Origin of the sequence: Streptomyces flavalbus (assembly GCF_042674625.1) — a bacterium.
GTDB lineage: Bacteria > Actinomycetota > Actinomycetes > Streptomycetales > Streptomycetaceae > Streptomyces > Streptomyces flavalbus.
Map to the genome: position 1 here is coordinate 6,007,130 of NZ_JBHTEB010000001.1, position 23,078 is coordinate 6,030,207.

Sequence of the window (23,078 nt, forward strand, 5' to 3'; positions counted from 1 at the left end):
TCAGGTCAGCTCCGATCTGCGGGCCCAGCGCGGTGCGCGGCGCCGGGTGGTGGCCTCGGGCGTCGCCGGGGCGGTGTCCGCGGTGGGCGCCGCGAGCAGCGACGCGGCCACCGCCAGGTGCAGCAGGTACGGCGAGGCGTCGCCGAGACCGGCCTCCGTGTACGACGCGATCCCGCAGTAGCTGATCAGGAAGATCGCGCAGGCCCGCGCCAGGGACGGCGGACGCAGCAGCGCCACCGCGCCCAGGACGAGGAGCGCCGCCGCGACCAGGGTGACGCCGGTCAGTCCCTGCTCGTGGTAGACGGCGAGCCAGCTGTTGTCGATCGGCAGCCCGCCGAACGACTTGTCGCCCAGGCCCGCCCCGAACAGGTACTCCGACGTGGTGCGGGGCGCCGCCAGCAGCGCGTCCCAGACCTTGGCCCGGCCGGTGAGGCTGGTGAAGTTCTCCTGGCTCTGCCCGCGCAGGAACCACGCCTGGAGCAGCGAGCCGAACGCGACCGCGACCACCGTCGCGGAGACCACCGCCGCCACGAAGAACCGGCGCGCGGCGGCGCTGGTCAGCACCAGCGAGAACACCGCCAGCGTCAGCCCGACGAGCAGCCCGACCGTCGCCGTGCGGGTGTGCGTCAGCGCCAGCAGCACCAGCGAGGGCACGATCACCACCGTCGCGCTGACCCGGTCGGTGCGGCGGCCGAGCAGCAGCAGCGCCGTCAGCCCGGTGATCACCGCGGCGTACTGGCCGATCTGCGGCGGCGTCAGCGGCCACAGCGCGCCGACCAGCCGCCCCCCGTACAGGTCGGGCAGCGCGGCCCCCGGCGAGATCGCCAGGCCCGCCGCGACCGACCCGAGCACCGCGTAGTACATCCGGATGTGGTGCCGTACGAACGTCAGACCGCCGTCCCACCAGCGGCTGAGCAGCCACAGCGTGCCGACGAACAGGGCCAGCCGGAAGCACCGGAACAGCGCGCCGAACCCGGAGTCCAGGCCCACGCTGGAGATCAGGCTCGGCACCAGCAGCAGCGTCAGCAGCAGCACGTAGGCGCTGGGCCGGATGCGCAGCCGCGGGTTGACCGCGAGGGCCAGCGCGAACGCGGCGACCAGGGAGCCCATGGTGACCATCTGGATCAGGGAGCGGGGCAGCGGCACGATGGTCTTCGCGCCCGCCGAGCCGAGCGTGTTGAGGACGAGCAGCCCCCACACCGCCCCGACGACCTTCGGGTGCCGGTCAGCGGCCATGTCAGCCCCCGCCCCGGGCGCGGAAGGTGCTCCCCGCGTCCTGCTCGTACGGCGGCCCCTGCCACTGCCAGGGGTCGAGGATGCGGCTCGGGTCCTGGACGACGAACTTCCACGGGCCGACGTAGACGTTGTGGTGCCAGCGGTTGTGCTGCCCGCGCGTGATCGCCTGGGCCACCGTGTCGCCCTGGTACGGCGACCAGTCCGGGTAGGTGCCGTAGTTCGCCAGCACCGCCATGCGGTCGCACTTCACCGCGCAGTCGACGACGGACTTGTCCAGGACGAAGCGGTTGTGGTGGACGTCCACGCGCTGGGTGCGCCACCGGCAGTCGGCGTACAGCGGCTGCGTCCCGATGCCCGGCTGGGCGCAGCGGGTGGTGTCCTTCACGAGTAACGTGCAGGCGCCGGAGGACGTGTTGGCGGGGCTGTTGCAGAACCGGTCGGCGTTCTCCCACAGGGTGATCCCGGACCAGTTGTTCTCCAGCACGTTCCGGTAGACCTCGATCCGGTCCGTGCGGGCCGGGACGCGGGGCTCGCCGCCGGACTCGGACACGTACACCGTCGCGAAGGGGAAGTTGTCGCCCTTGTCGGCGTACCGGCGGCCCTCCACCCAGTTGTTGCGCCGGATGGTGTTCCTCCGGATGACCGCGTTGTAGCTGGTCTCGTAGATCAGCGCGGCGCCGTCGTTGTCCTCCAGCACGTTGCCCTCGATGCGGAAGTCGTTGTTGTTGGTGTCCGCCCACAGCCCGGCCCCGCGGTTGTCGTGCACCCAGTTGCCGCGGATGTCGGCGCCGTCGACGGCCCAGAACTTGGCGCCCCCGGTGCAGCCGCAGCCCGGCCGCCGCCGCTCCCAGTCGCCGGTGTTGTTGCCGACGATCTCGTTGCCCTCGACCACCAGACCGGTGAGGGGGCCAGCGCCCTTGTACGCGTTGATGGCGTACTGCCCGTTGCCGCGCAGGCAGTTGGCGCGGATCTGCTGACGGGCCCCGGCCATCAGACCGGCGCCGGAGTTGTGCTGGATCGTCGTGTGCTCGATCACCCAGCCGTCGGCGGAGTCGTGGTTGACCACGCCCTCGTTGTGCGGCGCGACGAACCCCTGCACCGTCAGGTAGCGGAGGGTGACGCCCGGCGCGGTGCCGCCGAACGCGTACTGGTTGGTCCTGCGGCCGTCGAGGACCGCGCCGGGCGCGCCGAGGTAGGTGTTCCCCCGCTTCGGGACGACCTGGGCGTAGCGGTCCGGGTCGAGGCGGTGGGTGCCGGGGCGGAGCCAGAACGTGGTGTACGGCGGGTTGCTCCTGGTCTTCGCGGCCAGGTCACCGGGGACGTCGGGGTCCACCGGCACCGCGCCCGCGGGCGCCTTCGCCGGTCCGGCGGCGGGCTCGTCGCACACCCGGGCCACCGACGGGGACGGCGCGGCGGTCGGCTTCGCCCGCGGACCCGACGACGAGTCCTCGCAGCCGGTCACCGCCAGCAGCACCAGCGCCAGCGGCACCACGGGCACCGCCCAACCCCGCCACTTGGTCCCCACGCCTTCCCTCCCCTCTCTTCCCTGGCCGTCTCTTGCCTTGGCCGTCTCGTCTCTTGGCCGTCGCCTGCCTAGTCGCCGAACCCGAGCACGGTGGTGAACTCCTCGGCCCCGTCCGCGAAGCCGGTGCCGACCAGCGTGGTGGCGGGCTCCCTGCGGCCGAAGCCGGGGGAGTACCAGCCCAGCGGCGGCGCGGTCTCGCCGCGGTGCGCCCGCCAGTCGAGCCGCTCGGGCAGGTCGAGGGTCGCGGAGCGGTCCTCGCCGTCCCGGCTCCAGGTGAGCCGCGCCCGGTGCCCCGTCAGCTCCGCGCTGACCGTGGGCCCCAGGTGGAACGCCAGCCGTACGGCCCGGCGCGGGCCGCCGCGCACCTCGTCGACCACCCGCAGCTCGCGGCCCGCCGCCGTCAGCTCCACCTGGCGGCGGTGCGTCGTCGGCCGGTAGCCGTCGTGCTCGGCGGACCAGCGCGTGTCGTCCGCGGTCAGGACGCGGCTGACCGCGTGCCGGGTCCACAGGAACGGGCCACCGGACACCGACTGGTCGGTGCCGTCCAGCTCCAGGGTGTTGTGGCCGAGGGTGGAGCGGAAGTACCGCCGCCACTCCGGCTGCCCGTGGTAGCAGTACGTCCCCGGGTCCGCGAGGATGTCGACGCCGTCCTGCCGCACCTCGACCGACAGCGCGTCGGCGTGCGCGTGCGCGGCGATGGACAGGAACCCGTGCGGCCCGCCGTCGCAGCGGCACCACACGTCGCCGGGTCCGCGCAGGATCGTCATCCCGGCGTCCGCGAAGTGCCCCGGCCGTCGCGCCGGACGCGGCACGGACAGCTCCGTCGGCGTGATCAGCGCGGCCAGCAGCCCGGTGCGCACATCGGTGCCGGTCACCGCGGGCCACCAGTCCAGGCGGCCGAACACGGCGTCCCCGGTGGCCAGCAGCGAGCCCCAGCGGTCGGTGCCCGCGCCGTCCACGACCAGCCCGTGCCCGTCGTCCGCGTCGCCCTGGCGCGGCGGGCGCAGCCGGTTGTCGACGACGGCGGCGAGCGCGTCCGTCATCCGCAGCAGCGTCCCCCGCAGCGCCACCGGCACCGGCACCCCGGCCGCGTCCGCCTCCGCGACCGCCGCCAGGCCCAGCTCCAGCACCAGCCCGTGGTACTCGGTCGCCAGCTCCCGGTTCAGCCCCGAGCCGAAGGTGTTGGCGTCCAACTGCCGCGCCAGCGACCGCAGCGCGTCGTCCCGCCACCGCGCCGACTCCGGGAACCACCCGAACGCGCACGCCGCCGCGGACTGCCCCGCCGTCTCCGCGATGACGTGGTTGTTCGCCGACGACCCCCGGGACGGGAACGCGGCCAGCCACCGCTGGTGGTGCCAGACCTGCCGCCACGCCACCGGGTTCTCCTCGAACAGCGCGCCCGCGCCGGGCCAGCCGTCGAGCAGCCGCCGCACCCACACCCACGACAGCAGCCGGATGCCCAGCTCGATGCCGCTGGTCCAGTGCGCCCCGCGCAGCGGCGGGTTCGCCGCCCACCACGACCGCAGGTGCGCCGCCACCCGCTCGGCGTACCGCTCGTTCCCGGTGACCGCGTAGGCGGCGGCGAGCACGGTCAGGTACTGGTGCCGGGACAGCTCCCAGATCTGCTTGATGTCCCCGACCGTCTCCTCGTCCCGGTACGGCACGTCGAAGGCGTACCCGTCCGGTGTCCGCCGCCCGGTCTTCGGGTCGTACGACCAGTCGGGGTCGGCCAGGTCGGCGCGGGCCACGCCGAAGAACTCGGCGTGCCCGGCGAGCAGCCGGTCCGCCTCGGCGACCAGCCGCTTCGCGGCGTCCGGCGGCACCGCGGCGAGCGTCCCCGCGGGCAGTACGGCGGTGAAGCGGGCGCCGGTCACCGCCGGGACGTCCGGCCGCGCCGACCGCCACCGCCGTCGGCGCACCGCGTCCCCGACCCGGCCGCCGACCTCCCGCGGGCCCATCGCCGCCAGGCGCCGCAGGTACCAGCCCGCGCCCATCGTCATCGCGGGCCCGCCAGCGTCACCGGCGCCCCGCTGGCCAGGCTGGCCCGCACGGCGAGGGTGGCCGCCGTGGTGGCGACCAGCGACGCCAGCGGCACCGGCATCGGCCCACCGGTGCGCACCGCCGTCAGGAACGCGTCCAGCTCGGCCTTCTGCCCCTTGTCCCGGGCCTTGGGCAGCCGGGAACTGACCCACCGCTTCCGCCCGTACACCGAGGCGCGCACGAAGTCGTCGAGGCGCAGCGCCCGCCCGTCCGCGACCAGGTCGAGGGTCTCCTTCGGGAACGCGGACGGCCCGCTGGTGACGTAGCTGAGGGTGGCGGTGGAGCCGCCCGGGTAGCGCAGCACGACCTGGAGGTCCTCGTCGCCGGGCGTGGTGACCGCGTACACCGACTCCGGGTCGGCGCCCAGGAGCCAGCTCGCGGTGTCGATGAAGTGCCCGCCCTCGCCCGCGAACCGGGAGCCCTCGGTGCCCTGCTGGAGGTACCAGCTCCCGTGCTCCAGGCGGCCCGCGTTGACCAGGTAGCGCAGGTTCGCCGGACCGGACCGGGCGCCGAACCGCTTCCTCGCCTCCGTCAGCAGCGGCGCGAACCGCCGGTTGAAGCCCACCTGGAGCCGGTCGTTGCCGGACTCCTCGACCGCCTTCAGGACCCCGGCCAGCTCGTCCTCGGTGAGCGCCAGCGGCTTCTCCACGAACACCGTCTTGCCCGCGAGCAGCGCCCTGCGGGTCAGCTCGGCGTGGGAGCTGTGCCGGGTGACCACGAACACCGCGTCGACGGAGTCGTCCCCGAGGACGGCGTCCAGGTCGGTGGTCGCCCCGCCGAAGCCGAACTTCCGCTGGGCGTTGGCTCCGGACAGCGCCGTCGTGGTGACGACCGTCGACAGCTCGACGCCCTCGCGCCCCGTCAGGTGCGGCAGCAGCATCGACGTCGCGTAGTTCCCGGCGCCGACGAACGCGAGCCGCACCGGCCCGGCGACGGCACGCGCCGGGGCCCGCTTGACGGCCACCGCGGGCACGGCCACGGACGGCGCCTCCTGGTGGTCGGACTCCTTGACGTCGGGGTACCGGAACAGCACCGCCACGGCCTTCAGACCGCCGTCCTTCAGGTTCTGGTACGTCTCCACCGCGTCGTCGAAGTCCGCGACGTGCGAGATCAGCGGCTCCACGTCGACCCGGCCGCGGGCGACGAGGTCGAGGAAGCAGGCCAGGTTGCGGCGCTCGGTCCAGCGGACGTAGCCGATCGGGTAGTCCCGCCCCTGGAGTTCGTACTCCGGGTCGTAGCGACCGGGGCCGTAGCTGCGGGAGAAGCGGACGTCCAGCTCCTTCTCGTAGTACGCGTTCCACGGCAGGTCCAGACGGCACTTGCCGATGTCGACGACCCGGCCCCGGTCCCGGCTCAGCTTCGCCGCCAGCTCCACCGGCTGGTTGCTGCCGCCACCGGCCGCCAGGTACGTCTGGTCCACGCCGTGCCCGTCGGTGAGGTCCGCGACCGCGCCCGCCACCGCCGACGAGGCGGGGTCACCGCAGGCCACCGCGCCCAGCCGCTCGGCCAGTTCGCAGCGCGCCGGGTCCGGGTCGACGCCGACGACCCGGACGCCCGAGGCGGTCAGCAACTGCGTCACCAACTGCCCGATCAGCCCGAGCCCGATGACCAGCGCCACCTCACCGAGCCGCGGCTCACCTTGGCGGACGCCCTGCAACGCGATCGAGCCGACCGTGCCGAAGGCCGCGTGCCGGGGCGCGAGACCCTCCGGCACGCGCGCGTAGAGGTTCTTCGGCACCCAGTTCAGCTCGGCGTGCAGGGCGTGCTCGTTGCCCGCGCACGCCACCAGGTCGCCCACGGCCACGTCCTCGATGCCGGCGCCGACCTGCTCGACCACCCCGCACAGCGAGTAGCCGAGCGGCGTGTACGAGTCCAGCTTGCCCATCACCTTGCGGTACGTGGCGGGCACCCCGTTGGTGGCGACGCTCTGGAGCACCTTGGCCACCTGGTCCGGCCTGGAGCGGGCCTTGCCCAGCATCGACATGCCCGCCTCGGACACCTTCATCAGCTCGGTGCCCGTGGAGATCAGCGAGTAGGCGCTGCGCACCAGCACCCCGCCCGGCTTGCACCCCGGCACCGGCACGTCGAGCAGCGCCAGCTCGCCGCTCTTGTAGTTCTGTACGACCTGTTTCACCGAAGTCCCCTAATTTCCTACGCAGCCAAGTGAGCGTTCTGGCCGGACCCGGAGGTCGCGCCGCGGTACCAGTACTCGAGGGTCAGCACGTGCCAGAGGTGCTTGGAGAAGTCCGCCTGCCCGGCGGCGTCCTCGGCGACGAGCCGCTTGAGGGCGTCCCGGCGCAGCAGCCCGGAGCTGACCAGGACACCGTCCTCGACCACCTCGCGCACCAGGGGCGCCAGGTCCCGGCTCATCCACGCCCGCAGCGGGGCGCTGAACAGGCCCTTGGGCCGGTAGACGATCTCCCGGGGCAGCACGGACGTCGCCGCCTCCTTCAGCACGGCCTTGCCCTGCCGCCCGACGATCTTGCGGTCCCCGGGCACCGCGAACGCCGCCCTGACCACCTCGACGTCCACGTACGGCACCCGCACCTCCGTCGACGCGGCCATGCTCGACCGGTCGGTGTAGGTGAGGTTCAGCCCCGGCAGGAACAGCCGCGCGTCGGCCAGGCACATCCGGTTGACGAAGTCGTCGAGGGCGTTGTCCCGGTAGACGTCCGCGTGCTCGGTCAGCACGTCCTCCACCGTCCCCGCCAGGTCCGGGTTGAGCAGGCCGAGCAGCTCACCGCGGTCGTACATGGTGTAGCTGCGCCGGAACGCGGTCTCCTCCGGCAGGTCCGCGAAGGACAGGAACCGCTTCGCGAACCGCACCGACCGGTACCCGCGGCGCGCCGACGCCACCGGCAGCCGGTCCACCGCCGCGTGCAGCCCGCGCCGCAGGGGCCGCGGGACGCGCTGGTAGCGCAGCGCGAGCAGGTTGGCCAGGTGCTTGCGGTACCCGGCGAACAGCTCGTCCGCGCCCATCCCCGACAGCATCACCTTCACCCCGGCCTCCCGGGCGGCCGAGCAGATCAGGAACGTGTTGATCGCGGCCGGGTCACCGATCGGCTCGTCCAGGTGGTACGTCATCTCCGGCAGCAGGTCGAGCACGTTCGGCGCGATCTCGATCTCCTTCAGGTCGACGCCGAAGCGCTCCGCGACCTGCCGGGCGTAGCGCAGGTCGTCCGGCATCGCCTCGAACCGGGCGTCCTCGGCGCGGAACCCGATGGTGTACGCGGAGATCCCGGGCCGGTCGCGGGCGGCGAGCGCCGTCAGGTAGCTGGAGTCGAGCCCGCCGGACAGGAACGTCGCCACGGGCACGTCGGACAGCAGGTGCGCCCGCGTCGACTCCTCCACGACGGCGGCGATGTCCGGCAGGTCCCCGCTCAGCGCCCGCTCGCGGCCCTCGGCGGCGACGTCCCGCAGGTCCCAGTACCGCCCGCGCTCCACCTGCCCGTCCGGCCGCAGCCGCAGCCAGCTCCCCGGCGGCAGCTTCTCCGCCTCCCGGAAGGCGCACCGCGAGTCCGGCACCCAGTAGTACAGCAGCGACGCCACCAGCGCCGCGTGGTCCACCTCAAGGGACCCGCCGGTCACCGCGGCGAGCGCCTTCAGCTCCGAGGCGAACACCACGCCCTGCCCGCGCCTGAGCAGGAACAGCGGCTTGACGCCGAGCTGGTCCCGGGCGAGCACCAGCTCACCGGTGCGCTCGTCGAAGACGCCGAACGCGAACATGCCGCGCAGCCGGGGCAGGCAGTCCGTGCCCCAGCGCCGCCACGCCTCAAGCAGCACCTCCGTGTCGGAGGTCCCGCGGAAGCGCACCCCGGCCGCCGCCAGCTCGGCCCGCAGTTCGGGCGCGTTGTACAGCTCGCCGTTGTACGTCAGGACCAGGCCGTCGGAGACCATCGGCTGGGCGCCGGTCTCCGACAGGTCGATGATGGCCAGCCGCCGGTGCCCCAGGTGCACCTCGCCGTCGCCCACGGGATGGCTGTACCGGCCCGCGCCGTCCGGGCCGCGGTGGGCGAGGGTGTCGGTGAGCCGGTCGGTGACGGCCTTGCCGTCCGGCCACCGGTACGTGCCTGCGATGCCACACATGTCCTACCGCGCCTCCTGGTCGCTGTCCGGGACCCCGGCCGCCCACATCGGCTGTCGCTCCGTACGCCGTCGTCCGGTCCCGTTCTGCCGGGCCAGCCACTCGCTGTGGCCGCGCAGCGCGGTGTGCAGCCCGTCCCACAGGGTGCCGTCGGTCCGGTCCCGTGGGTCGGGGTCGATCAGCACCACGCCGAGCACCGGTATCCGCTGGTCGGCGAGCTGCCGGGCCACGGTGTGCAGCCAGGCGGCGCTGCCGTGCCCGGCGCGCACCACCAGCACCGTCTGGGTGCCGAGGTACCGCAGGTCGGTCCAGGCGGTGCCGGGCGCCACCGAGCCGACGCCGATCCTGATGTCCTGCGCCACGCTCGCCGCCCGCTCACCGCTGACCACGGTCGGCCCGCCCGGCTTGGGGCGGTACCGGGCCAGGTGCGGTCCCGGCAGCCCGTCGACGACGGCCACCGGCCCGTCCGCCGCCAGCGCCCCGGCGAGGTCGAGGGCGATCCCGCTGGTGGCGCGGGCGCAGCCCAGCTCCAGCAGCGACACCGGCTCCACCGAGCCCCGCACCGCGCGGGCCAGCGTCGTGGTGAGCCGGGTGCGCGCCGTGCGCGTCCTGCGGCGCCGCCACAACTTCCCCGAGCGCGGCGGAAGTTCGGCGATGACGGACGCGCCCAGGTGCGCCGCGATGTCCCGGCGCAGCACCGGCCGGTCCGCGACCACCGTGCCGACCGCAGCCAGCGCCAGCCCCACGAACAGGCCGAGGACGCAGCCGATCGCGCCGTTGGTCGCGGCGTTGCGCGGCACGGAGTTCGTCAGCGCGCGCGGCTCGTCCACGATCTGCGTGCCCGCGATGAGCTGCGGCGTGCCGACCCGGGCCTCGGCGGCCCGCTGGTCGAAGTCGGTGATGCGTGAGGTGAGTTCGGCCCGGCGGGCGAACAGGGACTCCATGTCCGCCGACGCCTTCGGGTCGTTCAGCGGTGTCGAGCCGTCCCCGATCGCCTCGTTGACCTGGGCGAGTTCCTCCCGCATCCGGTCCCGCTGCTCCAGCAGCGTCTTGGCCTCGGCGCTTGCGGCCTGCCTGATCCGCCGCACGTGGTCCGCGACGAACGCGTCCGCGATCGCCCGGGCGCGGGCCACCGCCTCCGCGTCGCTGTCCCCGGTGACGGTGATCTGGAGCAGGTTGTTGGTCAGCCCGAGACCCTCGTACTCCTCCATGAAGTCCTCGGGCCGCGTCCCGGACTCGTCGAGGGACCGCAGGGCGGCGTCCGCGATCCGCGTGGTGTGCAGCAGCGCCACGTCGGTGCGGATCAGCGTGCCGGGGTCGTTCGGCTGGTCCTCCTGGTGGGCGACCAGCACCTTGGTCACCGCGGTCGGCGCGGGCGGCAGCAGCACCGCCACCGCCACGCCGACGAGCAGCCCGAGCAGCGCCACCGACGCCCACAGGCGGCGCCGTCGGCGCACCGACACCACCAGGCCGTGCAGGTCGAGCAGGGGCGTCGCGGATGTCGGCTCCGGCGTCGTCCCCGTCGTCGTACCGGTCATCACCGGGCGCCTCCCCTCGTGTCGCCGCTCGCCGCGAGCGCCCGTGCGGCGGTGTGCCGGGGGCGGCCCGAGGCCCGCGTCGGCCGGGCCGCGCGGACCGTGCCCGCGACGACGACGCCGACGACCTCGTGCCCGGCGTCCGCGCACGCCTCGGCGATGCCGGTGAGGTCGACGGCGGTCCACTGGCCCGCGCTGAGCACGACCAGGACGCCGGACTCGTCATCGCGGTCCGGCACCAGGGGCTGGGCGGTCGGGACCCCCACCACCCGCAGCGCCGGGTCGCTCCCGGCCTCGGCGGCGAGTTGCCCCGCCGCCTCCCGGGCGGTGTCGTCGCCGTCCGGTACGACGACCAGCAGCCGCCGCGGAGCGGGCAGTTGGTCGCGGACGCGGGCGCACACCCGCCGGTAGCGGACCCGGCGGCTCGCCTCGTCGCCCGAGGTGCGCGGGGCCGGGGTGTCCCACCGGACGTCCAGGCCCAGCAGCCGCCGGACGCGGGCCCGCGCGCCGCCGTCCTTCGCCCGCCGCGCGCCCGGCTCGTCCGGTACGTCGACGATGCCCAGCGGCACCGTGCCCAGCGCCGCGGCGATCTCCGGTTCGGTGCGCAGTCGGCGGCTCATCCGCGCGGCGGTGAGGTGCCCGATGACCGTGAGCAGCAGGGACAGCAGCGCCCCGGCGACGATGAGCTGCGTCCGGGTCGGCGGCGCCTCGCCGGACGGGCGGGCCGCGGGCCCCATCACGACCATGTTGGCCTTGCTGCTCGCCGGGTCGACGTCCTCCAGCTTGTCGACCGCCTCCTGGAGCGTGGTGCGCAACTTCTCCAGCTCGGTGCGGGCCTGCACGCTCTCCACGGTCTGCCCGGGGTCGGCGGCGTTGGCCAGGTCGCTGATGCGGCGGCTGGTCCGCACCACGAGCTGGCGCAGTTCCTCGGGCCGCACGGACGCCTCGGAGTCGGGGTCGTCGCCCGCGATCCGCGCGGCGAAGGCGACGAACTGCTGGGCCACCACGTCGGAGAGGCGCTGCGCCTGCTCCGGGGTGTCGGCCCGGCCGGAGATCTTGATGATGTTGCCGTCGGCGGCCTTGGCGGTCACCCGGTCCCGCAGGTCGCTGCCGCTGACCCCGGCCCAGCCGAGGGTGTCCGCGGCGCGGTCCAGCACCACCGAACTCCGCGCCACCTCCGCCTGGGTGAGCAGCTCACGCTCCTCCCACGCCCCCGGCAGCAGGACCGACGCGGACGTGGTGTAGCGCGGCGGGAACAGCTCGGAGACGCCGTAGCCGACCAGGCCGCCCAGCACGGTGAGCACGGCGAGCAGCCGCCAGCGCCGCCGCAGGATCCGTCCTATGGTGGCGAGGCGTATGGTGTCATCGCTCAAGGACGCGACCTCCGCCCCGTACGCCCCCGGTGCCGTTTCCGGTCCAGGTCGCGGCCCCGGTGGTCACCCTGGTCGCCCGTGGCGGCCTCGTACGCGGCGAGCAGCGCCTTCTGCGAGTTCCGCCAGGACAGCTCCCCGCCGATCCGCTGCTGGCCGATCTCGCCCATCCGGGCCCGTCTGTCCGGGTCGTCCAGGAGCACCGCGATCAGCCTGGCGAACTCGGACTCGTCGTTCGCGGGCGCGTAGACGGCGGCGTCACCCGCGGAGACCCGCGCCTCCTTCAGCTCGAACGACACGATCGGCCGCCCCATCACCATGTACTCCAGGACCTTGTTCATCGTCGACACGTCGTTGAGCGGGTTGCGCGGGTCGGGGGAGAGGCACACGTCCGCTGTGGACAGGTAGCGCGCCAGGTCGGCGTCCGACACCCGCCCCGTGAACCGCACCTGGTCCGCCAGGCCGAGCCGCTCCGCCAGCTCCACCATCGCGTCGAAGGTGTCGCCGCCGCCGACGAACACCGCGTGCCAGTCGGTCCGCCCGACCTCGTCGCGCAGCTTCGCCAGCGCCCGCAGCGCGTAGTCCACGCCGTCCTGCGGGCCCATCACGCCCAGGTAGCAGAGCAGATGGGGCTTGCCGCCCTTCAGCTCCGGCTCCGGCGGCACCGGGTGGAACCGGTCGGTGTCGGGCGCGCTGCGCACCACGAAGACGTCCTCGGGCCGCCGCCCGCCGCGGCGCACCGCGACGTCCCGGTAGCTCTCGTTCGTCGCCAGGACGACGTCCGCCGCCCGGTAGGTGCGCCGCTCCAGCGCGCACACGGCGCGGTAGAGCAGGTCCTCGCCGCGGTCGAACCGGGACAGGTACAGCTCGGGCACCAGGTCGTGCTGGTCGAACACGAACCGCGCGCCGTGCCGCTTCAGCCACAGGGCGGGCAGGAACAGCAGGTCGGGCGGGTTGCAGGCGTGCACCACGTCGACCGGTCCGACCTTGCGGGCCAGCCGCGCCGTGTGCCACAGCGCCGCCCCGTACTCGCGCAGGTAGCCCGCCGGTCCGCCGGTCGCCGCGTGTAACGGGTACCGGTGGATGCGCACCCCGTCGATCTCCGCCTCCGCCTCGGTGTCCCGCTTGGTGCCCCGGGGGCAGATGACGTGCACCTCCCAACCGGCGTCGCGCAGGGTGGTGCACTCCTGCCAGACGCGCCGGTCGAACGGCACGGAGAGGTTCTCCACGAGGATCAGCGCGCGTCGTTGCCGACGGACGTCGCTGTGCGTTTTACCAGGCAAGGCCCATGTATCCCGGTTCGGCCCGGCGCGCCTCGGCGTCGGGGAGGCGGACGAGATCGACGATCACCGGGGTGCCGCCGTGCGGCAGCGCCGACACCACGGCCGGGTCCCTGGTGCCGACCAGGCACACCTCGGCGTGGTCGAGCACCTCCTCGACGGAGTCCGCGAGGAGCTGCGCGAGGTGCGGCAGCCGGGTCTCGATGTACTCGCGGTTGGCGCCGAGCAGCCGGGACAGGCTCACGTTGGCGTCGTAGATCTTCAGGTCGTACCCCTTGCCGAAGAGCCGTTCGGCCAGCTCGACGAGCGGGCTCTCACGGAGGTCGTCGGTGCCGGGTTTGAAGGACAGCCCGAACAGCCCCGCCCGGCGCTTGCCGGTGCGCTCCACCAGCTCCACCGCGCGCTGGAGGTGGTCGGCGTTGGAGGGCAGCACGTGCGACAGGATCGGCACCGACACGTCGGCCCGCCGCGCGGCGTGCACCAGGCTGCGCAGGTCCTTGGGCAGGCAGGAGCCGCCGAAGGCGAACCCGGGCCGCAGGTAGGCGGGGCTGATGTTGAGCTTGCGGTCGGCGAGGAAGACGTCCATCACCTGGTGCGAGTCCACGCCGAGCGCCTGGTACACCGCGCCCAGCTCGTTGGCGAAGCCGATCTTCAGCCCGTGGAAGGCGTTGTCGGCGTACTTGATCGCCTCGGCGGTCGGCACGGGCACCCGGAACACCTCGCCGGGCAGCCCCTCGTACAGCGCGAGGACGGTGTCGCCGCTGGCCGGGTCCAGCTCCCCGATGACGGTCTTCGGCGGGTCGAAGAAGTCCCGCACGCTGGTGCCCTCGCGCAGGAACTCCGGGTTGACGGCGACCCCGAACTCCACCCCGGCGGTGCCGCCGACGGCCTTCTCCAGGATCGGCACCAGCAGGTTGAGGCAGGTCCCCGGCAGCATGGTGCTCCGGTACACCACGGTGTGCCGACCGCCCCGTTCGGCGAGCGCGGCCCCGATCTCCTCGGTGACCCGCTCCAGATAAGTAGTGCACAGGCTCCCGTTGGGCTCGGACGGCGTCCCCACGCAGACCAGCGACACCTCGCTCGCCGCGATGGCCTCCCGGACGTCGGTGGTGGCGACCAGGGCGCCGCTCCGCACGACGTCGGCGATCAGCTCACCGATCCGCTCCTCGACGACCGGGGCCTTGCCGTCGTTGACCAGGTCGACCTTCACCTGGTTGACGTCCACCCCGACGACGTCGTGCCCCATGCTGGCCAGGCACGCGGCTGACACGCAGCCCACGTAGCCGAGCCCGAAAACGCTGACCTTCATGACCCGTTCCTCCCCCACACCAGGCCGGGACGGCCTGCGGTCCGCACGGGACCCTTGATTGGCGGCTGTCGGCGTATCAGTCGGCACATCAGTAGGCCCCCTGCCCGTAGAGCACCGCCCGCAGCGTCTTCCACAAGATGACGGTGTCCAGGGCGAGCGACCAGTCCTCCACGTAGCGGAGGTCCAGGCGGACCGCCTCCTCCCAGGACAGGTCGCTGCGTCCGCTGATCTGCCACAGTCCGGTCAGTCCGGGCTTGACCAGCAGCCGCCGCCGGATGTCCGGGTCGTAGGCGGCGCACTCCTCCGGTAACGGGGGCCGTGGCCCGACGAGCGACATCGACCCGGTGAGTACGTTGAAAAGCTGCGGCAGTTCGTCGATCGAGTACCGGCGCAGCACCCCGCCGACCCGGGTGACCCGGGGGTCCCGGCGGAGCTTGAACATCGGCCCGGCGCCCTCGTTGAGTTCGGCCAGCTCGGCACGGTCCGGTCGGCGCCGACGACCATGGTGCGGAACTTCAGCATGGTGAACTCGCGGCCGTCCTTGCCGACCCGGCGCTGGCGGTAGAACATCCCGCCCCGGCTGTCCATCATGACGAGCAGCCCGACGCACACCATCAACGGCGCGAAGAACAGCAGCAGCAGCGCCGCGCCCAGCCGGTCCACGACCCCCTTGACGGCCCGGCGCCCCCCGGTGAACGTCGGCATACTGACCCGCAGCAGCGGTATCCCGAGCACGGCGTCGACGTGCAGCCGGGGTCCGGCCACCTCCATCAGCACCGGCGCCACGACCATCTCGGCGTCGCTGCCCTCCAGGTTCCAGGCGAGCCGCTGCAACCGGTCGGGCGACCAGTGCGGATCGGGCGTCACGGCGACGACCCGGTACCCGTCCCGCCGCACGTGCAGCGCGACATCGGCGAGCCGCCCCACGACGGGCACCCCGTCCAGCCGCCCCCCGTCGAGCCCGAGCCCCCCGGTCGTGCACACGGCGTCCACCCGCCACCCCAGATGGGGGAACTTCCGCGTCCGGCTGATGAGGTCCCGCACGGTCGCCGGACTCCCCGCCGCGAGCACGGGTCTCAGACACCGCCCCGCCTTGCGCTGCTTGTGCAGCCGCAGCCGCAGCACATACCGGGCCGCCATGGTGACCAGCGCGATCGCCGGGATCGCCACGAAGATCCAGAGCTTGATGTTGCGCGAGGTCAGGGCGATCCCGCCGAGCGCCAGCACGACGACCGCCATGAACAGCGACCGCCCGAGCCGACGGAACTCCTCGGCCCCCTGCCCGAGCACGGCCGGGGCCCACGCCCGGCTCACGGCGAGCGAGCCCAGCACCAGCACCTCGGTGCCGAAGGCGAGGATGCCCCACTTCTCATGCCAGTTGGCCGCGTCCCGCACGCCGAAGAAGTTCCCGATCCCCGCCACCACGAAGGCGGTGGCGACGGTGTCGCTGATCACCACGGTACGGCGGTACCGCTGCTCCCAGTCGTTCGCGGGCTGGCTCGTTCTCCCGTTCCCCAGACGTCCGTTCGCGGACGGAAACGGGCTGACTGTTCCCCCTTGCCGCACAGAACCCCCCCAGGTCCCCAGTGGTACGACGCATTCCGCTGCACCCTGTTCGCTCCCCCCGGAAGGCCCCCGCCTCCCGAACCGCGCAGCACCGCCCCCTTCCCCTCTCCCCCTGGAGGGCCCCCGCCCCCCATCTGGCTTCGTGTGACGCGGACCTAAAGATCATTAACGGTCGGTCTGGTCCGAACGCCCGAAGCACGGTCAATCTAGACCATCGGGGGCCACCGTGGAGAGGGGATGTGTGGAAATTGTGTTGCGGCTTGAGACTGGGTGACTGATCGGTTATGGCGCGCGGAAGCCTTGACTCCACGCCCGGCGTGTTCACGGTTGCGCGGGGTCGGCGCGGGGCGCTCGGCGCATGGCCCTCACTCAGAGGCGCGCGTAGTCCTCAACGAGGTCGGCGACAAGGGAGCGCAGGGCATCCACCCGGTGCGGGTCCTCCGCCTGCCCGCACTGAGGAGCCGCCTGGTGGTGGCGGACGGGGGAGTACCGCTCGGCGTGGAGTACGGCAGCGTCAGGTATCGGGCGGGGTCGGTGAGGCTCCAGCCGACGACGGCCCCGCCCTGGACGAGGAGGGCCACGTCGGGCGCGATGCCGATACGGGCATCCAGCGGCTCGTCGAGGACGTCGAGGTCGCGCAGGCAGGCCAGTGCGGTGTCGCCAGGCGCGCGACACAGCACCATGCACATCTCGTGCCGGAAGTCGCGAACCTCGTCCGCGCGGAGTCCTCCGGGACGTGTCTCGGGCAGGACGGGAAGGTGGGGGATGGTTTCGTCGGCGTACGCGGAGACGTATGGCATCTGGAACTCGGCCCCGACCAGGTTCCGGGTGTCCGGGTCGAACCGGAGGACGTCGGGGTCGTCCCACAGCCAGTGCTGGCTGCCGAACGTGGCCGCCACGAACCGCTCGCGTTCCCTCACGTCCGCGTGGTGAGCGAGGTCCACGGAAGTGCCCGTGAAACGGGGCGTGAAAGACAGCGGTTCACCCGTGACCGTCGCGGTCCAGCCACCGTCGAACGCCAGCCTCATGGTCGTCGCCGTCACTCCGTCCCCTTCCTTCCAGCCCAGACCGCGCGTACGGCGGTCCGGAGCCCGGTGTCGTCGAGATCGCCGGGTTCGGCGAGGTCAGGGTCGACTGAGTAGTCCTCAAGAGTCCTGAACACTTCGTCCAGCAGATCACCGAGCGCGCCCCGGGCCCGCTCCCCGTTCGCCTGGGAGACCCGCCTCGCTTCCCACCAGCCCCGCGCGAACTCCGCCGCTCCGCACGCCCCGTCGACGAACGCGCCCAGCAACGCCAGTTGCCGGGCCACCCCGCTGTCCGGATCGGCCTCGCCGGGGTGGGACCAGGCGCGGTACCGGGGCGGGTGCGCGGACGCCACGGCCGTCAGCGCGGGGTGCCGCTCGCCAAGGGTGCGCGCGTACCGGCCGAACCGTGCGCGTGCGGTGTCCACGCCCTCGCTGACGGCTGCCGTCATGAACACGGTGGTCCCGGTGATCAGCGCGTAGCCCTCCGCGAGGAAGAGGACGACTCCCTCCGACCCGGGCGTACGCAGCACCACGGGCGGCCGTATGCCCGTGCAGTCCGCGTCGGCGGGCAGTGGGGAGGTCGTACCGGGAGTGTGGGTGAGATCCGTGACGAGGAATCGCGGGGCGCCGACGGTACGGCAGCCGACCGCGATGGCCGGGCCAGCGCGGCGTCGATCTGCGTGCTGACGGGCACCGGGACCACCACCTGACCGCTCCGCGCCCCTTCGATCGGCCCGGGGTCGTAGCGCAGTTCGTCCGCCGCGACCTCGTAGGGCGTCACCCACCAGTCCGGGACCAGTGCGTCCGGACAGTGCTCGAAGGTACGGCACGTGCCGCACCACTCCCACAGACGACCATGCCCAAGGAACCGACGCCCTCCTCGGACAACCGTCCGGCCGCTTTCCAGGACGTACCAACGGTGCAGCGAGGCAGCCGAACAGACCGGGCACGGACCGTCCACCCGAGGCCCCCGCCAGTCACCGTTGAAGAGCCGACGCCACGACGAGTGGACCCGCTCGCTGGCTTCGCACCAGCCGCCGCTCGCGGAGTTCCAGGAAGTCACTGACATAGGCGACTCAGAGCGAGTAGGGATAGGCGTTGATGCGGGGTGTCGTGAACTCGATGCGGGCGCCGAGTGGGGGCTTGTGGGCGGGCGGGAACTCCACCAGGAGGATGTCGGTGCCGCAGCGGACCGCCACCACGGGGTCGTCCTCGTCGGTGCTGGTGACGACGCCTCTGATCCGTACAGGTTCCTCTGGTGCGTGCGAGTGCAGGGTGTCTGGGCCGTCCGCCGGGGCCCAGTTGCCGACTTCGTCAGGGATGTCGAACTCGACGTTCGCGATGTCTCCGGCGCCCGGCCTTTCGGTGCCCGACCATTGTGCCCAGGCTTGTCCGAGTGGACTGCGGAACGTGATACCCGGTGCGCGGGTGTCGAGGAGGCTCAGGATCTCGATGCGCATTACTTCAGTCCCAGAGGTACGCGGACCATGGTGTTGTCCACGATCCAGGTGTTCGAGGGTGAGATGAATGTCCAGGTCTCCATGTGGAAGTGGAACTTGGTCGGCTTGCTGTTCATCTCGTGCGGCCCCATGCGGATACTGCGTTGGCCGTCGGCGGAGACCAGACGGTCCGGGTCCGGCAGGCCGGTGCGGGGATGGGTGTTCGTGTACGGACCCTCACCGAGGAACCTCTCCCACTCGTCCATGACCTGATGCGGCTTGAGGGGTTTCGGTGCGACCACCTCGGGGGTCTGGACGACCGTCTGTTGCGGTGGATACGGACTCAGGCCGAGAGGATCACTCCAGGTCAGCGGATTGTCGACGTACGTTACCGGATTGGGCGCGGGGGTAAGACCCAACGGGTCGGGGGAGGCGTAGCGCGCCGTCTCGGGGTCGTAGTGGCGGAAGTAGTTGTAGTGGAGGCCGGTCTCGGGGTCGTAGTACTGGCCGGGGAAGCGGAGTGGGGTGTAGGCGCTGCTGTCCCGGGGCCAGGCGGTCGTTCCCCACAGGGTGGCGCGGGTACGCCACGCGATGTCGCCCGTCTCGTCGACGAGTTCGGTGGGGGTGCCGACGAGGTCGGTGGCGATGGCGAAGAACCGCCGGTCGATCTCCGCCTGGCGGTCGTCGGCCGTGAGGATGCGTTCGGTCTGGGTGAGCGGCACGTGGTCGCGGTGGTCCCAGGTGAGGGCGACGGTGTGCGGGGAGTCCGGCTGGTGGCTGGTCTGTTCGCACAGGGTCGGGCCGTCCCAGGTGAAGCGGACCTCCTCGGCGACGTTTTCGCCGTCGGGCGCCAGGCGTTGTTTGGCGGTGCGGCGGCCCAACGGGTCGTAGCGGTACCGCCAGCGGGTTCCGTCCGGGGTGGTGACGGCGGTGAGGCGGTTCTCCGTGTCCCACTCGTAGCGCCAGGTGTCGGGTTTGCGGGACAGGCGGGTCTTCTGGCGCAGGACGATGCGGCCGAGGGCGTCGTGCTCGTAGCGGACGCCTCCGGCGCGGGTGAGGGTGGTGCCGTCGTACGTCCGGGGCCCGGTGGCTTCGTGGCCCGGGTGGGAGGCGGGCCAGGACGCCGCGGTCTGGTTGCCGCTCGCGTCGTGGACGTAGCGCTCGGTCCAGCCGGACGCGTGGACCGCGGTGACCCGGCCGACCGGGTCGAGGTCGAACGTGCGGGTGCCCGACGCGCGGTCGGTGACGGCGAGCAGGTGGCCGTCGGCGCGGTAGGTGTAGGCGCGGCTGTTGACGGAGCCTGCTTGGGCGGTGATGTCCTGACCGGTGAGCCGTCCGGCCGCGTCCCAGGTGGAGGACACGGTGAGGGCGTCGCCGAGGACGCGGGCGAGTTCGCGGCCGACGGCGTCGTGGGTGAAGTCGACGTGCTGACGGCCGGTGGTCAGGCGGTGTGGTGTTCCGTCGGTCCCGTAGGCGTAGGTGGTGACATGGCCGGTGGGGGTGGTGCGGCGGGTGCGGCGGCCGAGGACGTCGTAGGTGTGGGTGAGTGGGCGGCCGTCGACCAGTTCGGTCTTCACGTTTCCGCGGCGGTCGTACTGGTAGCGCAGATCGCTGTCCGGGCCGACCGCCTCCAGCAGACGTCCCGCCTTGTCATAGGCGTAGGTCGTCACCTTCCCGCTGGCGTCCTTGCGGACCACCCGCCCGAGCTGGTCGCGCTCGAAGGAGACTATTCCGCCGAGGGCGTCGACGCGGGTGGTGAGCTGCCCTGCGGCGTCGTAGCGGTAGCTGAGGGTACGGCCGTCGAAGTCGGTCTCGGCGACGAGCCGACCGGCCGCGTCGTACTCGTAGGCCCAGGCGAGGCCCTGCGGGTCGGTGACGCGGGTCAGCCGCAGGTATGGGTCGTGTGCGAACTCGTGGCGGGCACCGTCGGGCCCGGTGCGGGCGGCCAGCAGGTCGAAGTGGGTGTACTCGAAGTGGGTCACCCCGCCGACCGGGTCGGTGTGGGTGAGGCAGTTGCCCTCGCCGTCGTAGGTCCAGGACTCGGTGGCGCCGTCGGGGCCCGCGCGGCGGGCGAGTTCCCCGTCGGGGGTCCAGGTGAGGCGGGTGACCGCGCCCAGCGGGTCCGTGATGCGCACAGGGCGGCCCAAGGGGTCGCGCTCCGTACGCGTGACGGCACCCACCGGGTCGGTGACCTCCACGGGCAGTCCCGCCGCGTCACTCACCACGACCGTCGTGTTCCCGAGGGCGTCGGTGACGGAGGTCGGGCGGCCGTGGACGTCGTACGTGTAGTGGGTGGTGTGCCCGGCCGGGTCGGTGACCGCGGTGCGGTTGCCGCGTTCGTCGTAGGTGTAGGTGGTGCGGGCGCCGTCCGGTGCCACGACCTGTGTCGGCAGTCCGAAGAGGCCGCGTGTGATGCGTAGTTCGGTCCCGTCGGGACGTGTGACGCGGATCAGTCGGCCGTCGTCGTCGTAGGTGTGCGTGGTGGTGTGGCCGAGGGGGTCGGTGTGGGTGAGGGGGTTGCCGTGGGTGTCGTAGGTGGTGCGGGTGGTGTGGCCGAGTGGGTTGGTGGTGGCGATGACGCGGCTGTGGTGGTCGATGAGGTGGTGGGTGGTGTGGCCGTCGGGGGTGGTGAGGGTGGTGGTGCGGTGGCCTGTGTCGGGGTGGGGGTCGGAGTAGGTGAGGGTGATCTGGATGTGGCCCGCTTCGCCGCCTTCGGCGATGACGCGGTCCTGGTCGTCGTAGGCGTAGTCGTAGCGGCTGTGGTTGGAGTCGGTCCAGGAGGTGACGCGGCGGCGGTCGTCGTAGGTGAAGCGGGTCGTGGCGCCGGAGGGTTTGGTGACCGTGGTGAGGTTGCCGTCGGTGTAGCCGTACGACATCAGGGGGAGGTCGGTGCTCGCCTCGCCCGCGCCGGTCAGCAGCAGGGCCGTGATCAGGCCGTCCGTGGTGGTGAGTTTCAGCTGTGTGCCTGACGAGTGGGTCAGGGCCAGGGGGGTGCCGTCGTCGGTGCGGTCGAGGGTGATCGTGTGGCCGTTGCGGTCCGTGATCGACGTCAGCCAGGCGGTGCCGTCCGCGCCCGGTTCGGTGCCGGGTGGGGGAGTGAAGTGGCGGGTCAGGCCGGTGTCTTCGTCGGTGAGGGTGTAGTCGCCGTCCGGGGTGCGGGACAGCAGGGTGCGGCCATGAGCCGTGGGGGCGCCGGGGACCGGGTGCGGATACGGGATCAGGAGGCCGTCGGCGGTGATGTGGAGGACGCCGACGGGGTCGATGGTCAGGCGTTCGTCGGCGGTGGTGGTCCAGGACGCGCCCATGAAACGGCCAGCCAGGCAGCCGGATTCGGTGCGGCGGGTGAAGGTCAGGGGGAGGATGCCGGGGATCACCACGTCCGTCTGGGGCAGGAACATGCGGCCCGAGGCGAGGTCGACGGGGTCGGTGCCGTCGGTGGTGCGGTGGGGATCGGGGCGGTTGTGGGTGCCGTCGGGGGCGTCGTCGACGAGGCGGCGCAGGCGGGCGGCGTCGGCGGCCTCCTCGGCGATGCGTACGCCCTTCACCGCGGCGCCGCCCCCGCCCGTGGCCACCGTCAGCGCCACGTCCGGCAGCAGGCGGCCGAAGCCTTCGGCGGGGTCTTTCATGAAGTCGGTGACCATTTGTTTGCCGGTGCCGACGGGGTCGTTGGCGGCGACGACGAGTCCGGCGGCCAGACTGTTGAGAGACGTGGCGTATTCGGCGGGGTGGGTGAGGTTGTAGGGGTCCATCGGGTTGACGCTGCGCACGAAGTTCAGCAGTCCGGCGGTGCCCTTGATGACGCCGCCGCCGACGTGGTCGCCCATGATCTGGCCCTCGCTGAGGCCGTCACGGAGCTGCTGGGCGTAGGAGGGTTTCGCGGGGGCCTTGTCGCGGGCCGCGCGCACCGCCGACCGGGCCGTCTCGGCTGCCGTGTTGCGCTGCTTGCGGGCCTCGGTAAGAAGGTCCTGCGCGTCCTGCATCAGCTTCTTGCCCGGGTCGGTGAAGGTCGCGGCCGGTTTCGGGGGCAGGCTGGCGGGGTCGCGTTTGTCCGCCGGTAGAGCGTTGTAGCGGTCGACGGCGCTGTTGTAGTCGTCGACCTTCTTGCGGTGCGCGTCGGCGGCGTCCTCGGAGGCTTTGACGCCTTCCTTCCACTTGTCGATCGCGAGCTGGGCCTGGCCTTGCGCCCAGGTGACGGTGTCCGCGAAGGCTTCCAGCGCGCCCGCCGCCGCCTCGCAGGCGTCCGCGCCGGTGAACCACTTCGGCGGCTGGGTGCGCACGGCGGTGCGCAGGGCCTCGGCGGTCTCGCCTTTCAGGCGGGAGGAGTCCATGGCTTTGAGGCCCTCGCCCGCGCCGTCGAACGCCGTCTGGAAGGCACGCAGTTTGCTGGCGGTGGAGCGGATTTTGGAGGGGCTGCCGTAGATGAGTTTGGTCTTGTCGTCGGTCTGGCCGAGGTCCATCTCCTCGACCTCGGCGCCCATCCGGTTGGCGACCGAGCGAGACTGCTCACGCACCCAGTCCGCACCGGACTCCCAGCCGACGTCCTCCAGGCGGTCGGCGGTCCAGTTCCCGGCATCCTCGACACGGTTGCCGACCCACTCCACCCCGTCCTCGACGGCGTTCTCCACCGAGTCCGGGGTGATGTCACTGATGATGTCGCCCAGACCCATGG

The 23,078-nt window shown here is 72.6% G+C and carries 13 protein-coding genes and 1 pseudogene; all 14 read right to left on the bottom strand.

Annotation, left to right across the window (positions count from 1 at the left end):
- Window positions 1-1,236: an O-antigen ligase domain-containing protein gene (locus ACFQZ6_RS26985; RefSeq protein ID WP_381613696.1), complete on the bottom strand. Its 1,236-nt coding sequence runs from the start codon at window positions 1,234-1,236 to the stop codon at window positions 1-3.
- A 1-nt stretch (window position 1,237) separates the two neighbouring features.
- Complete coding sequence (locus tag ACFQZ6_RS26990) at window positions 1,238-2,761, bottom strand: right-handed parallel beta-helix repeat-containing protein (RefSeq protein ID WP_381613699.1); 1,524 nt, start codon at window positions 2,759-2,761, stop codon at window positions 1,238-1,240.
- Between the two features lie 68 nt (window positions 2,762-2,829).
- Complete coding sequence (locus tag ACFQZ6_RS26995; RefSeq protein WP_381613703.1) at window positions 2,830-4,761, bottom strand: heparinase II/III family protein; 1,932 nt, start codon at window positions 4,759-4,761, stop codon at window positions 2,830-2,832.
- Window positions 4,758-6,935, bottom strand: coding sequence for a bi-domain-containing oxidoreductase (locus ACFQZ6_RS27000; RefSeq protein WP_381613706.1), 2,178 nt, complete (start codon window positions 6,933-6,935; stop codon window positions 4,758-4,760). The genes ACFQZ6_RS26995 and ACFQZ6_RS27000 overlap by 4 nt, the downstream gene beginning before the upstream one ends.
- A 17-nt stretch (window positions 6,936-6,952) precedes the next feature.
- The gene (gene asnB, locus ACFQZ6_RS27005) at window positions 6,953-8,887 is read right to left on the bottom strand and encodes an asparagine synthase (glutamine-hydrolyzing) (protein ID WP_381613709.1); all 1,935 of its coding nucleotides are present in this window, start codon (window positions 8,885-8,887) and stop codon (window positions 6,953-6,955) included.
- A 3-nt stretch (window positions 8,888-8,890) separates the two neighbouring features.
- On the bottom strand, window positions 8,891-10,423 hold the full coding sequence (locus tag ACFQZ6_RS27010; RefSeq protein WP_381613712.1) for a Wzz/FepE/Etk N-terminal domain-containing protein: 1,533 nt from the start codon (window positions 10,421-10,423) through the stop codon (window positions 8,891-8,893).
- Window positions 10,423-11,793: a Wzz/FepE/Etk N-terminal domain-containing protein gene (locus ACFQZ6_RS27015; protein WP_381613715.1), complete on the bottom strand. Its 1,371-nt coding sequence runs from the start codon at window positions 11,791-11,793 to the stop codon at window positions 10,423-10,425. The genes ACFQZ6_RS27010 and ACFQZ6_RS27015 overlap by 1 nt, the downstream gene beginning before the upstream one ends.
- Window positions 11,790-13,073, bottom strand: a complete 1,284-nt coding sequence (locus tag ACFQZ6_RS27020; protein ID WP_381613718.1) for a glycosyltransferase family 4 protein — start codon at window positions 13,071-13,073, stop codon at window positions 11,790-11,792. Before ACFQZ6_RS27020 ends, ACFQZ6_RS27015 begins: the two co-directional genes overlap by 4 nt.
- Window positions 13,063-14,379 (bottom strand): nucleotide sugar dehydrogenase, encoded by a 1,317-nt coding sequence (locus tag ACFQZ6_RS27025; protein ID WP_381613721.1) that lies wholly within the window; start codon window positions 14,377-14,379, stop codon window positions 13,063-13,065. The genes ACFQZ6_RS27020 and ACFQZ6_RS27025 overlap by 11 nt, the downstream gene beginning before the upstream one ends.
- A gap of 88 nt (window positions 14,380-14,467) precedes the next feature.
- Window positions 14,468-15,945, bottom strand: a pseudogene (locus tag ACFQZ6_RS27030) (sugar transferase).
- Window positions 15,946-16,310: 365 nt separating this feature from the next.
- On the bottom strand, window positions 16,311-16,865 hold the full coding sequence (locus ACFQZ6_RS27035; RefSeq protein WP_381613724.1) for a hypothetical protein: 555 nt from the start codon (window positions 16,863-16,865) through the stop codon (window positions 16,311-16,313).
- 119 nt (window positions 16,866-16,984) lie between these two features.
- Complete coding sequence (locus tag ACFQZ6_RS27040; protein WP_381613727.1) at window positions 16,985-17,503, bottom strand: colicin immunity domain-containing protein; 519 nt, start codon at window positions 17,501-17,503, stop codon at window positions 16,985-16,987.
- A 543-nt stretch (window positions 17,504-18,046) separates the two neighbouring features.
- The gene (locus ACFQZ6_RS27045; protein WP_381613730.1) at window positions 18,047-18,430 is read right to left on the bottom strand and encodes a hypothetical protein; all 384 of its coding nucleotides are present in this window, start codon (window positions 18,428-18,430) and stop codon (window positions 18,047-18,049) included.
- Window positions 18,430-23,076 (bottom strand): putative T7SS-secreted protein, encoded by a 4,647-nt coding sequence (locus ACFQZ6_RS27050; RefSeq protein WP_381613732.1) that lies wholly within the window; start codon window positions 23,074-23,076, stop codon window positions 18,430-18,432. Before ACFQZ6_RS27050 ends, ACFQZ6_RS27045 begins: the two co-directional genes overlap by 1 nt.
- Window positions 23,077-23,078 lie beyond the last annotated feature (2 nt).

Bases quoted from the DNA above. Each gene is read 5' to 3' on its own strand.
- ACFQZ6_RS26995 (WP_381613703.1), bottom strand. From the start codon at position 4,761: ATGACGATGGGCGCGGGCTGGTACCTGCGGCGCCTGGCGGCGATGGGC.
- asnB (WP_381613709.1), bottom strand. From the start codon at position 8,887: ATGTGTGGCATCGCAGGCACGTACCGGTGGCCGGACGGCAAGGCCGTC.
- ACFQZ6_RS27025 (WP_381613721.1), bottom strand. From the start codon at position 14,379: ATGAAGGTCAGCGTTTTCGGGCTCGGCTACGTGGGCTGCGTGTCAGCC.
- ACFQZ6_RS27010 (WP_381613712.1), bottom strand. From the start codon at position 10,423: ATGACCGGTACGACGACGGGGACGACGCCGGAGCCGACATCCGCGACG.
- ACFQZ6_RS27045 (WP_381613730.1), bottom strand. From the start codon at position 18,430: ATGCGCATCGAGATCCTGAGCCTCCTCGACACCCGCGCACCGGGTATC.
- ACFQZ6_RS26985 (WP_381613696.1), bottom strand. From the start codon at position 1,236: ATGGCCGCTGACCGGCACCCGAAGGTCGTCGGGGCGGTGTGGGGGCTG.
- ACFQZ6_RS27050 (WP_381613732.1), bottom strand. From the start codon at position 23,076: ATGGGTCTGGGCGACATCATCAGTGACATCACCCCGGACTCGGTGGAG.